Source organism: Brevundimonas terrae (assembly GCF_011761985.1).
Lineage (GTDB): Bacteria > Pseudomonadota > Alphaproteobacteria > Caulobacterales > Caulobacteraceae > Brevundimonas > Brevundimonas terrae.
The window spans coordinates 389,346-401,447 of the sequence record NZ_JAASQT010000001.1 but is presented as its reverse complement, the minus strand read 5'-3'; the positions used below and the strand labels follow the sequence as shown (position 1 = coordinate 401,447).

The 12,102-nt window shown below is 59.6% G+C and carries 10 protein-coding genes; 5 read left to right on the top strand and 5 right to left on the bottom strand.

Annotation, left to right across the window (positions count from 1 at the left end):
- Nucleotides 1-126 precede the first annotated feature (126 nt).
- Nucleotides 127-1,017, bottom strand: a complete 891-nt coding sequence (locus FHS64_RS01920) for an SDR family NAD(P)-dependent oxidoreductase (RefSeq protein WP_167176217.1) — start codon at nucleotides 1,015-1,017, stop codon at nucleotides 127-129.
- A 208-nt stretch (nucleotides 1,018-1,225) separates the two neighbouring features.
- On the opposite strand from FHS64_RS01920, the gene FHS64_RS01915 reads away from it, so the two are divergent.
- The 5 genes from FHS64_RS01915 (at nucleotide 1,226) to aguB (ending at nucleotide 8,439) form a co-directional block, all read left to right on the top strand.
- Nucleotides 1,226-2,377 (top strand): OmpA family protein, encoded by a 1,152-nt coding sequence (locus FHS64_RS01915; protein WP_167174849.1) that lies wholly within the window; start codon nucleotides 1,226-1,228, stop codon nucleotides 2,375-2,377.
- Nucleotides 2,378-2,693: 316 nt separating this feature from the next.
- A complete protein-coding gene (locus tag FHS64_RS01910; protein WP_341771043.1) occupies nucleotides 2,694-3,863 on the top strand; it encodes a capsular polysaccharide export protein, LipB/KpsS family in 1,170 nt (389 codons plus the stop codon).
- Nucleotides 3,864-4,043: 180 nt separating this feature from the next.
- Nucleotides 4,044-6,410, top strand: a complete 2,367-nt coding sequence (locus tag FHS64_RS01905) for a TonB-dependent receptor (protein WP_243862669.1) — start codon at nucleotides 4,044-4,046, stop codon at nucleotides 6,408-6,410.
- Nucleotides 6,411-6,565: 155 nt separating this feature from the next.
- A complete protein-coding gene (locus FHS64_RS01900) occupies nucleotides 6,566-7,570 on the top strand; it encodes an agmatine deiminase family protein (protein ID WP_167174843.1) in 1,005 nt (334 codons plus the stop codon).
- The gene (gene aguB / locus FHS64_RS01895) at nucleotides 7,570-8,439 is read left to right on the top strand and encodes an N-carbamoylputrescine amidase (RefSeq protein ID WP_167174840.1); all 870 of its coding nucleotides are present in this window, start codon (nucleotides 7,570-7,572) and stop codon (nucleotides 8,437-8,439) included. Before FHS64_RS01900 ends, aguB begins: the two co-directional genes overlap by 1 nt.
- A 33-nt stretch (nucleotides 8,440-8,472) precedes the next feature.
- Here aguB and FHS64_RS01890 read toward each other — a convergent pair whose 3' ends face one another.
- The 4 genes from FHS64_RS01890 to FHS64_RS01875 form a co-directional block, all read right to left on the bottom strand.
- Nucleotides 8,473-9,432: a right-handed parallel beta-helix repeat-containing protein gene (locus tag FHS64_RS01890; RefSeq protein WP_167174837.1), complete on the bottom strand. Its 960-nt coding sequence runs from the start codon at nucleotides 9,430-9,432 to the stop codon at nucleotides 8,473-8,475.
- The gene (locus tag FHS64_RS01885) at nucleotides 9,429-10,253 is read right to left on the bottom strand and encodes a phosphatase PAP2 family protein (RefSeq protein ID WP_167174834.1); all 825 of its coding nucleotides are present in this window, start codon (nucleotides 10,251-10,253) and stop codon (nucleotides 9,429-9,431) included. Before FHS64_RS01885 ends, FHS64_RS01890 begins: the two co-directional genes overlap by 4 nt.
- A gap of 13 nt (nucleotides 10,254-10,266) precedes the next feature.
- The gene (locus FHS64_RS01880) at nucleotides 10,267-10,746 is read right to left on the bottom strand and encodes a hypothetical protein (RefSeq protein WP_167174831.1); all 480 of its coding nucleotides are present in this window, start codon (nucleotides 10,744-10,746) and stop codon (nucleotides 10,267-10,269) included.
- A 292-nt stretch (nucleotides 10,747-11,038) separates the two neighbouring features.
- Nucleotides 11,039-12,085: a 1,9-bis(guanidino)-5-aza-nonane synthase gene (locus FHS64_RS01875; RefSeq protein WP_167174827.1), complete on the bottom strand. Its 1,047-nt coding sequence runs from the start codon at nucleotides 12,083-12,085 to the stop codon at nucleotides 11,039-11,041.
- Nucleotides 12,086-12,102 lie beyond the last annotated feature (17 nt).

Here is a 12,102-nt window from a genome sequence, read left to right as displayed (position 1 = left end):
ACGCCATCCGGTACGGGCTGACAACGACCCGTGAGTCTTTATGTGGTGCACGAGGTGTCGCACAGCGCGTGAAAGTCAGAGAAAATGGAGTACAGGCCGAGCTTGATACCTGTACTCCACTCATGCTCATCCTTGGGCGGACTGTGCCTTTGTGAGCTCGATCATGCCTTGTGCCGCGCCCATCTCCGGTACGATTTCACCGGTACGGTCGGATATCTTGTCAAAACGGGCGGCCACCTGCTCTGCGGCCTCGGGGCCGGTGATAAAATCACCCTGCGTCAGGGTAATATAGGCGCGCTCGAAGCCGCCTGCACCTGCGGCCAGAATGCAGCGGGTGGGGGCATCGGGGCTGACCAGGTGCAACAGGCCCGGGGTGACCAGAGCCGGTGCCAGGGCTTCCAAGGGGAGGCCAAGATCTTCTGTCATGCGGGTATGGGCGGTCGGTGCCAAGCAGTTAACGCGGATATCGTTCTTGGCTCCTTCAATCGACAGGGTCTGCATCAATCCGACCAGAGCCATCTTGGCGGCCCCGTAGTTGGACTGTCCAAAATTGCCGAACAGACCCGATGAGGATGTGGTCATGACGATGCGGCCATAATTCTGGGCGCGCATGATGTCCCAGACGGCCTTGGTGCAGTTGACGGCCCCCATCAGGTGCACATCCATGACCAACCGGAAGTCGTCGAGCTCCATCTTGGCAAAGCTCTTGTCGCGCAAAATTCCGGCATTATTGACCAGAATATCGATGCGGCCCCATTGGGCCATGGTGTCGGCCACCATCTGGCTGACGGCTGCGAAATCGGTCACAGAAGCGGCACTGGCCATGGCCTCACCTCCTGCGGCGCGAATTTCGTCTACGACAGCTTCGGCGGCCGACTGGGAAGCGCCCGATCCGTCGCGCGAACCGCCCAGATCATTAATGACCACCTTGGCTCCGCGCGCGGCCAGGGCCAATGCGTGCTCACGACCCAAACCCCCGCCCGCGCCGGTGACGATGGCGACCTGACCTTTGAACATATCTGACACGCATGACCTCCCGAATGTGTGCGATCAGGTCTTGTACATGAGGGTGCCGGGGGCAACAAAAAAGTGTTGGAAAGGCGCCACAGTTGCCATAATCCGCGTGATTACAAGGAACCAGCATGCAGCAACGTCGTTTGTTGCCTCGAGTGTCTTTGTGGGAACATGAAGACTTCGCACTCATAAATCAGTGAGAGAGGACACCATGAAGCTGAAACTTCTTGCCAGTGTCGCCGCCGCGGGACTGTTTGCGGCTGGTGCCGCTTCGGCTGAGCCGGACGGCTGGTACGGCGCTATCGATGCCGGTTATCATATCATCGACGACATCAATGCCGAGTCGTCGACCACCGGTGCAAACTGGAACTGGGAAGTCAACGACGGCTGGACCGCTTTTGCGCGTCTCGGCTACCGCTTCAACCCGAACTGGCGCGCCGAACTCGAAGGCGGCTACCGCTCGGGTGACATCGGCACCGTTCGTGCCGTCTCGGGCGCACAGGGTCTGTGCAACCTGACCCCGGCTACCGGTCCGTGCCACTCGCCGGAAGGCGACATCACCTCGACCACCCTGATGGCCAACGTCATTTATGACTTCGGCACCCCGGAATGGACCCTGCGTCCGTTCGTGGGTCTGGGCGTCGGTGTGAACCGCGTAAACGTCGACACTGTCGGTCGTCTGCGTCAGGCTCCGGGTGGCGCTTTCGCTGCTGACGATTCCTCGACCAAGTTCGCTGCTCAGGCCATTGCTGGTCTGGCATGGGCGATCTCGGATCGTGCAAACATCGACCTGACCTACCGTTACCTGACCGGCGATGCCAACTGGGAATCGTCCGTTCCGGCTTCGGTTACTCCGGCATTTGGCGAATGGTCGGGCGATTATGACCAGTCGCACGCTGTGACCCTGGGTCTGCGTTATGCGTTCGGTGCGGAAGACGCTCCGCCTCCGCCGCCTCCGCCGCCTCCGCCGCCTCCGCCGCCGCCTCCGCCGCCGCCTCCGCCGCCTCCGCCGCCTCCGGCCAAGCCGGCAGCCCGTCAGTTCGTGGTCTACTTCGACTTCGACCGTTCGGACCTGACCGCGGAAGCACGCTCGGTTGTGACCCAGGCTGCCAACTACGCCAAGTCGGGCGCTCCGACCCGCGTACTGGTCGTCGGTCACACGGATACCTCGGGTAACGCAGCCTACAACCTGGGCCTGTCGAACCGTCGTGCCCGTACCGTTGCTGATGCCCTGGTTGCCCAAGGCGTCAACGGTGGCGTGATCTCGCTGGACGGCAAGGGCGAAACCGCTCCGGCCAAGCCTACGGCTGACGGCGTGCGCGAGCCGCTGAACCGTCGTGCCAGCATCGACATCAACTTCTAATCTACTGAAGGGGAGGGCGGTGACGTTCTCCCCGACAGTTGACCGAAGATGATCATTTACATTGAACCGCAGGGTGCCCATCCAGCATTCTGCGGTTCTTTTGTATGGACTTAAGTCTTCAATATTTACTTTCTGTTTGGCGTAACGCGCGAAGCTGAGTACCAAGATTTTGGAGGGCATTCGCGGTGTGAGATTGCCGTTCGACCCTTGCCCTCCCTATGAGAGACTTTGACTGTTGCTAGCCCCATACGAACCTGAACATACAACTGTTGTCGACGGGCAGGCGAAGGCGTTGCAAGGGCGACGTTTTCTATTGGTGACCTTGCCGTTCGGCCCTTTTGGTCGTCATCTGAACACAGCATTGTTGGCTATGGGAGCCGACAGTGTGCACCGCATGGTGTTTAATGCGGGTGATGCTTTCAATTGGGAGCTTAAAGGTCGGGTCCGGTTCAGTGGCTCGTCTGCGGACTGGCAGAAGCAGTTTCCAGGCATCGCCGGCCAGTACACGGATGTGGTCATTTTCGGTGAAAGCGGACCGTATAATCAGGCCGTAGCCGAATTGGCCAAATCCATTCCGTCGCGTTTGTGGGTGTTGGAGAACGGCTATTTTCGCCCGGACTGGATTACGCTGGAGCGTAATGGCGTCAATGCCTCCAGTCCCTTACCGCGATCGGCTGAAGGCTATGGAGAGCCGGTTCCCGAAATGGCGGTCAGCCATAGTGTCGGTCGCATCCTGCCGTACCACATCATCAATATCAGCGCGTATCATATGGTGCAGTTGCTGGGGGGCTGGCTCTACCCCAATTATCGCAACCCCTATACGGTACCGGCCTGGCTACAGTGTGTCAGCCATGTGCAACGCTATGTCCGCTTGGCTTTGCGGTCTTCCAAGCAGGTGGTGGATGCAGAGGCCTTACGCGAAAAGGGGCCTTTCTTTATCGGATGCCTGCAGCGTGAAGGTGATAACCAGCTTCTGCGTTATTCCAAATATGCAGATAACACGGCCTTTATTGTCGAGTTAATGAACAGCTTTGCCAAGCATGCGCCCGCATCGGCGCGTCTTGTGTTCAAGAACCACCCGCTGGACCCGGGGCTAGTTGATTTCAGCGCTGTCGTAAAAAATCTGGCGGTCTCACGCGGTCTGTCCGGTCGCGTTGACTTTATTGATGGTGGAAATCTTGCCGAACTTTGCCGTGCCTCACAGGGCATGGTGGTCAATAATTCGAGCGCAGCCTTGTCTGCACTGGGGTTTGGCACGCCGGTAAAGGTATTGGGCAAGGCTTTCTTTAATTTCGAAGGTTTGACCTACCAGAAGTCCCTGCATGACTTCTGGAGACACCCGAAACCCGCGGACCCTGAACTGTTCAAACGCTTCAGGGCGCATGTGCTGGCCAAGGCACAAATCAACGGCAATTTTCATGAGCCGAGGGTCATTCGTCGAACGGCCCGCGCAGTTGCTGCACGCTTTGTGCGGCTAGATAGCTGATTTGTCCTTTTAAATCCGGACTTTCCACAGGCTGTGGCGTCTAGGACACCCTGCGACGCTGTCATGTTTCTGTCATGTTTTTGTCGCCCAAACTTATGTTCCAGCGACTAAATCCCCGTTCATCAAATGAACAAGTACCTCCCTCCTTTCACCTCGGGGGTACGACAAAGGGGATATCCGTTGTCCAATTTTGCTCGCAGCCTGACCTTCGGCGCATCGGCTATCGCCATTGCGCTTGGTATGGCCACCACCGCTTCGGCTCAATCGACCGGCTCGGAAGCTTTTGAAGTCGAACAAGTCGTCGTCACCGGTACGCGCGGTCCGCGCGCTATCGAAGGTGTTGTTGCAGAGAACAACCCGAAGTCGCGTGCGACCATCACCGAGCAATACATCGGTACGCAGGCTGCTGGTCAAACCATCCTGAACTCGATCAACCTTCTTCCGGGTGTGAACTTCACCAACAACGATGCTTACGGTTCGGCTGGTGGTGACCTGACCATCCGCGGTTTCGATTCTGCACGTGTTTCGCTGACCCAAGACGGCATCCCGATGAACGATACCGGGAACTATGCCATCTACTCGAACCAGCAGATGGACCCGGAACTGATCCAGCGCGCTGCTGTGAACCTGGGCACGACCGACGTCGACTCCCCGACGGCATCGGCTACCGGTGGCACCGTGAACTATGTCACCCGTCGTCCGAGTGAAGAGTTTGGCGTGATCTTCCAGCCGTCGCTGGGCGAATACGGCTATCGTCGTGCATTCGGCTTGGTTGAAACCGGCGAGTTCGGCCCGTGGGGCACCCGCGCCTGGTTTGCTGCGTCTAAGACCAAGTACGACCACTTTGTGGGTGCAGGCGGCGTGGACAAGATGCAGCTGAACGGCCGCATTTATCAGCCGCTGGGCGACAATGGCGACTTCGTCTCGCTGACCGCTCACTACAATGAAAACCGCAACCAGTTCATGCCGCGCGTTAGTCTCGCCGACTTTGAAAAGGGCGGTGCTTACGACAAGAACGACTACAATACCGTCCGTTCGCAAGCCACGGCTGTGAACCCGTCGAACACCGGCAACATCCGCGGTCAATCGCGTTTCACCCTGTCGGACAAGCTGACCCTGACGGTTGACCCTTCGTTCCAGTACACTCTGGCACACGGTGGCGGTACGCACACCACCAGCGAAACCGATCCGCAGCTGATCGGTAACTCGTCGGCGGCCGGTGTAGATCTGAACGGTGACGGCAAGATCGACCCGAACACCAAGGTAACCCTGTTCCGCCCGAACATCACCAACACCCACCGTTATGGCGTGACCAGCTCGCTGATCTGGAACGTGAGCGAGAACCACCAACTGCGTGGTGCCTACACCTTTGACTGGGGTCGTCACCGCCAGACCGGCCAAATGGGCTATATCGACGCCAACGGCTTCCCGGAAGACTGGTTCGCCGGTCGTAACGGTCGCCCGGTCGAGCTGCCGGACGGCACTGTCCTGCGTCGTCGTGACCGCCTGTCGTACGCCATGCTGAACCAGATCGCTGCCGAGTACCGCGGTTCGTTCTTCAACAACGCTGTTGACCTGACCGTTGGCGTCCGCGCCCCGTTCTTCGATCGCGAACTGAACAACTACTGCTACCAGCGCGATACCTTCAACGCTTACTGCACCACCGAAACGCCTTCGGTTGTGAACCCGGACGGCACTGTGCAGTTCCCGTCGTCGGCGATGAACAGCAATGCCAACAACAAGTACCGTGCGCCTGTTTCGTTCGACAAGAAGTATGACGCCGTGCTGCCAAACCTGGGTGTGACCTGGAAGTTTGGTGACAGCCAGTCGATCTATGCTTCGTATGCTGAAGGCTTCTCGGCTCCGCGTACCGATGACCTGTACGACGTTGTTGACGTGAATCCGGAACCGGAAACCACGAACTCGTACGACATCGGCTACCGCTTCCAGTCGGGCACCCTGATCGCTTCGATTGCTGCTTGGAAGACCGATTACGCCAACCGTATCGTTCGTACATATGACGAAGCGGCTGACATGTACCTGACCCGCAACGTGGGTGACGTGACCCTGCAGGGTATTGATGGTCAAATCGGTTGGTCCCCGATCGAGAACCTGTCGCTGACCGGTTCGTTCACCTACACTGACAGTGAAGTGAAGAACGACCTGCCGAATGGCATCAAAGATGGTGTAGCGCAGTTCATCCCGACCGCCGGCAACCAACTGGTTGAAACCCCGGATTGGCAGTTCGGTGGCCGCGTGGCCTACACGATCGGTGATTTCGATCTGGGCCTGCAAGGCAAGTATGTCGGTGAGCGTTTCGCCAACGACATCAACACCGAAGTGGCTCCGGACTACCTGACCTTCGATCTGGACGTCCGTTACAATCTGAAGGCTCTGGGCAAGGGTAACTCCTACCTGCAGCTGAACGTGATCAACCTGTTCGACGAAGAATATCTGGCTGATATCTCGACCCAGACCGATCGTGCGGCCTCGTACCAGCTGGGCGCACCGCGCACAGCTATGATCACCCTGCGCGCTTCGTTCTAAGACGAACTGCCAGTTTGCTAAAAAGGAAGGGCGGTCCGGAAACGGGCCGCCCTTTCTGTTTGAGGCTATGACGGCGTATCCATTGAAGTGAGAGGCTATAAGTCCTATCTCGCCACTTCGTTTTTCTGTTTCCACGCCCTTTCGAGGACGCCCCGATGACCACCACCTTGATCCCTGCCGAATGGGCACCGCAGCGTGCCATGTGGGTTGGCTGGCCCAGCCATGCCGAGCTTTGGCAAGAAGACCTCGAACAGGCACAGGAAGAGGTCGAGGCTCTGGTGCGGGCTCTGGCCGGTGCCGGTGGCGTCAAGGTCAAGCTGATGACCGGTAACGAAGAGGCGCTGGAGCCTGCGCGTGCGCGTTTTGCCGATGTCGCGGGCGTAGAGATTGTGGCCGGTCGCTTTGGCGATATCTGGCTGCGTGATACCGGCCCGATCTTTGGTCAGGGTTCGGCCTCGGCCAATGCCTTCACCTTTAATGGCTGGGGCGGCAAATATGACCTGCCGTTTGACGACGAGGTCGCCGACCAGATTGGCGAGCAGTCGGGCGTGGCCATTACCCGCCATGACTTCATCCTTGAAGGCGGCGCGGTCGATCACGATGGCGAGGGCACGGTTCTGACCACGCGCCAGTGCGTGCTGAACACCAACCGCAACCAGGGCTGGACGGAAGAAGCCGCAGAGGCGGCCTTTGCCAAGGCACTGGGGGCCAAGAAGGTCATCTGGCTGGGTGATGGTCTGTTGAACGACCACACAGATGGCCACGTCGATAATCTGGCCCGCTTTGTTGCCCCGGGTGTCGTGGCGTGCCCGATCGCGTTTGGCGAAGATGATCCGAATGCGGACGTTTACGACGAAACCGCGCGTATTCTGTCGGCCTCGACCGATGCGGCGGGCCGTCCGATCAAGGTGCTGCGTATTCCGTCGCCGGGTCTGGTTGCGGACGAGGATGGCGAGCCTATTCCGGCCAGCCACATGAATTTCCTCATCACCAATAAGGCTGTGGTCGTGCCGACCTATGGCAATGACATTGCGGCCCGCATGGCCTGCGAAGCACTGGCCACGGTCTATCCGGACCACAAGATCATTCCGTCGCCGTCGATGGCCATTCTGACCGGCGGTGGCTCGTTCCACTGCATCAGCCAGCAGGAGCCTGCATAATGTCCCGCACGATTTCCGTCGCCGGTATCCAGACCTCTTACGGCATGGATATTCAGGACAATATCGACAAGACCATTGTCCTGATCCGTGAAGCTGCCGCCAAGGGTGCGCAGGTCATCCTGCCGCCTGAGCTGTTTCAGGGGCCGTATTTCTGCGTCTCGCAGGAAGAGCACTGGTTCGAGCATGCCTATGAGTGGGACAAGCACCCGTGCGTGACCCAGTTGATGCCGATCGCCAAGGAACTGGGCGTGGCCATCCCCGTCTCGATCTTCGAGCGTGAAGGCCCGCAATATTATAACTCGCTAGTCATGCTGGATGCCGATGGCGAGGCCATGGGCGTCTATCGCAAGAGCCACATCCCTGATGGTCCGGGCTATCAGGAGAAGTATTATTTCCGTCCGGGCGATACCGGCTTCAAGGTCTGGAACACGCGCTTCGGCAAGGTCGGCGTCGGTATCTGCTGGGACCAGTGGTACCCCGAGACCGCCCGCGCCATGATGCTGCAAGGCGCAGAGGTGCTGATGTACCCGACCGCCATCGGCACCGAGCCGCATGATGACAGCCTCGACACCGCTGCTCCGTGGCAGCGCGCCATGCAGGGCCATGCGGTATCCAATGTGGTGCCGGTCGTCGGTGCCAACCGCATCGGCCACGAACAGGTGACTGAAGCCGGCCAGACCTTCTATGGCCACAGCTTCATCGCCAACCATCGCGGTGATCTGGTTGAAAGCTTCGGGCGTGATGAAGAGGGTGTGCTGGTTGCGACCTTCGACCTCGACTTCCTTGATCGCCACCGCGCGGCGTGGGGCTTCTTCCGCGACCGCCGCACGGACCTTTATGGTCCGCTGACGGGCACCAAGCGCGTTTAAAATGAAAAGGCGGGGTCACATGCCCCGCCTTTTTTATGGTCTGCGATTATTGCGCACAGTGTTGCCGGTGGCGTTGTCGCGGTCATCAATGCTGCTGCCGAACGGATAGCCGCTATCTGCGCCACAATAGGAACGGCGGCCATTACGGGCATTCTCGACCACCAGACGCGGACGCAGCCACGCGGTACCGGTAAAGCTGTTGTTCTCGATGATGTTGTCCGAGGGGGTCTGGTGGCGGATCACGCCGCGTTCGCCGCAGTTGCGATACAGATAGATGCCCGGCTGGCCATGCAGATCAAAGCGATTGCCGCTGATCGTGTTGCGGGCTGATCCGTCGATAGCGATCATCTCGCGGCCCGTGCGGGTCAGGATGCGGTTATTGCGGAGGGTATTGTCCGCGCTCTCGGCATCCAGATAAACGGCGGTGGCTGTTGTGGTGCCATCCAGCGTGGCGTCCTCTAACGTAAGGCGCGTGACCCCCGGCCCGACATAGAGCGGAATAGTGCCGCGTGCCGTGATGCGTACCTGCTCCAACCGGATATGGCGTGGTGCGACCGCTTGCAGGTGCTCTGTGTGGCCTGCTTGGCGCGAGGAGAGGCGTAGGTCGTCATAACTGCCGTCTGCGCCCATGCCCCACACCCGCACAGCACCAAAGACATGGCAGTTGCGCACGGTGATACCGGACGTCGGTAGCCATTGTCCGCCTGCGGACTTTTCCGAGCGGATCATCACCGTGGGGGCCGAGGCACTGACCGTCGTATCGGGGCGGCCAATTGAGCCACCATTACAATCCAGCGTCACATTCGAAGATTGCGGGCCTTCCAGCACAAGATGGCGACGGATGGGCTGATCCGGTGCCAAACGGGCGCTACAGGTCAGGCGATAGGGCGTGTCGGAGAGGGCTGTGAGGGCGGCGACCTGTTCGGGGCTGCATGAAGGTGCGGCAGATACAGCGCCAGACAGGCTGGCCGCCAGTATCAGGGCTGTAATCACAGGTTCTGGGACAGGGCAGACCGTTCGGCGGCACAGCCGGGATTGGTCTTGCCGCTGGCCTTTAGGGCGGCATATTCCTGACGGGCCAAGGCGAGGTCGGCCTGAAACTCTGCGGCATCGGCGGCGCGGTCAAAGACGGCCTTGCCCAAGCCTTCGCCGGTCTGGGCGTCCAGCGGATAGTGCATGGCGCAGACAACGCGGCTGAGGGCGATCTGGTGACCTGTCTCGCGGGCGGCCTGTGCATGTTCTGGGGCGATGGCGGCCATGGCCTCGCCATAGGCCGCGGCCACGGTGGCGCTACCCGACGGATAGGAGGCAGAGGCGCGGCCTGCGCGGGAGACGCGCTGGCACGCCTCGCGGGCCGGATCATCGCCGACAGGGCGGGCGCGATGGGCACGAAGTTTGACGAGGGTGGATGTGGCCTCGGCATCCTCGAACAGGCGCTGCATCAGGCGCGCCGTGGCGGGGGTGGTATTCTGGGCCGGATCGAAGCGAACACCCAAGGTGCAATCAAAATGCTGAAGCGCGAATGGCGAACGGACCTCGGCATGGCTGGTGGCCATCAGCCAGCGGTCGGTATTTTCAAGCACGCGATAGGTGGCCGACAAGGCGCGGTCAGCGGCTTCGGCCTCGCTGCCCGCAGCGGGAGGCGGCGGTACGACATCGGCCAGCAATTGCAGGTCACTGCGGGACAGATAGCCGTGATGGGCGGGATCGGCGGCAACGGCCTTGGGTTCGAATGCGGCCGGGGTGCCGACGCATCCGCTTAACAAGGCGGAGAGACTGGCCACACAGGTGCCAAAAACGAAACCTGCCTTCATGGCCTTTGATCCTCTAGTGACCCGATTTCCAGGTCAGATGTACCGATGTCAGGTTCTGGTCGCCGGGCGAGGCAATGACCTGAACCTCGGCCCCCTTGGCATCAAGCGCGGCAAAGGCGCGGGCATTGCCCTGATTCATCGCCATGACGGGATCAAGGCCGTTGGTATCGGCCAGGGTACGATAATGTTCGATGACCTGTTCGGGCGTGGCCGGGGTGGTGAACTCGGCAATTCCGCCGGGACCATCGGGGCCATCGGCTGTGACCGGCGGCTGCAGCAGGGTTGCGCCCGGATAGAGGCTGGCAAAGGCTGGCGCATTGGCGGCCAGAGGTTGCAGGTCGGCGCTTTCGGCGGTAGCGACCGGAGTCTTCGGCGCAGCGTCGACAGGGGTCGCTTGCGCATCGGTGATCGGCGCATTGCTACCGGTGTCACCACAGGCGGCAAGGCTGCTGGCCAGTACCATGACAGCAATCGTTTTTGCGTAGACCTTCATATGCCGACTAGATCCTAAACCATGGATTAAACCCATAACTGAACCATTGGAGCGACCGCAGCAAGGCACCATTATGGTATTCGTGTCTCATTGTTTTCATGGGTAATATTACGGGCACACCGCCCCCTGATGTGACGGGCAGTTTTGTCTGGAATGATCCGTAAGCAACAGATCGGGCATTGTGAAAAAGCGTCACCAACGCGCTTCAAACATTATGCAGGCAAAGAAAAACCCCGACGGATAATCCATCGGGGTTTTCTTTATTTGGAAGCGTAAAACGCGTGCTTTCGGCTTACTTGCCGAACAGCTTGGCGAAGTTACGGGCTTCGCGCGTCTTCCAAGCACCACGGTGATAGGCGTCCGAACCGATCAGCGGCACGACGGTGGTGGCTTCGGCATAGACCATTTGTTCGTAGGTGGTCGAAACCTTGCCCCACGAAGCGGCTTCCTTGAGGGTCGAGGACGAGCAGGCACCGTCGCGGACGTCGGCGACAGTGATCTGGATGGCGTATTTGTGCATTTCGGCATCAACACCGAGGATTTCGGCGCAGACCACGGTGTCTTGAGCGAAGTTCTTCGGAACGCCGCCGCCAACCATGAACAGGCCGGTGGTGCCAGCAGCGATCTTGATGTCGGTCAGTTCGCGGAAGTCGGCAACCGCGTCGATGCACATGTAAGGCTGACCGGCAGCGGCGCGTTCTTTCTGGTGCTTGACCAGACCGAAGCCAGCCGACGAGTCGACGAAGGCCGGGCAGAAGATCGGCACGCCCTTCTCATAGGCGGTCTGGATCAGAGAGCCAGGCTTCTTGGCATTGCCTTCCGACAGCCACTTGCCCATTTCCCAGATGAATTCGCGCGACGAGTACGGGCGCGGCTCGAGGCTGTTGGCGATCTCGAGAATGGTGTGGTCGCAGTTTTGCAGCTCTTCTTCATCGATATAGGTATCGTAGATACGGTCGATGTAGTTTTCGCGCAGGACGTTGTCGTCCACCTGGCTGTCAGCTTGGTAGTGCTTGTAGCCAAGGGCTTCGAAGAAATCCATGTCCACGATCGAGGCACCGGTGGCGACCACGGCGTCGATCATGTTGCACTGGAGCATGTCGCGATAGACGTGCATGCAGCCGCCAGCCGAGGTCGAACCGGCCAGGATCAGCCACGGCGAGCACTCTTTGTCTTCCAGTGCCATGTTGAAGATGTCGGCGGCGCGGGCGGTGTCGCGCGACGAGAACGACATCTTGCGCATCGAGTCGATGATCGGACGGGCGTCATAGGACGAGATATCGACGTGCTCGACAGTGTTGTTGAGCAGTTGTGCTTTCATGTTCGACTGAGCGGTCATTTCAGCGGTTTCCCTAA

Coding starts and splice junctions, on each gene's coding strand:
- FHS64_RS01915 (WP_167174849.1), top strand. CDS start 1,226: ATGAAGCTGAAACTTCTTGCCAGTGTCGCCGCCGCGGGACTGTTTGCG.
- FHS64_RS01920 (WP_167176217.1), bottom strand. CDS start 1,017: ATGTTCAAAGGTCAGGTCGCCATCGTCACCGGCGCGGGCGGGGGTTTG.
- aguB (WP_167174840.1), top strand. CDS start 7,570: ATGTCCCGCACGATTTCCGTCGCCGGTATCCAGACCTCTTACGGCATG.
- FHS64_RS01880 (WP_167174831.1), bottom strand. CDS start 10,746: ATGAAGGTCTACGCAAAAACGATTGCTGTCATGGTACTGGCCAGCAGC.
- FHS64_RS01885 (WP_167174834.1), bottom strand. CDS start 10,253: ATGAAGGCAGGTTTCGTTTTTGGCACCTGTGTGGCCAGTCTCTCCGCC.
- FHS64_RS01875 (WP_167174827.1), bottom strand. CDS start 12,085: ATGACCGCTCAGTCGAACATGAAAGCACAACTGCTCAACAACACTGTC.
- FHS64_RS01900 (WP_167174843.1), top strand. CDS start 6,566: ATGACCACCACCTTGATCCCTGCCGAATGGGCACCGCAGCGTGCCATG.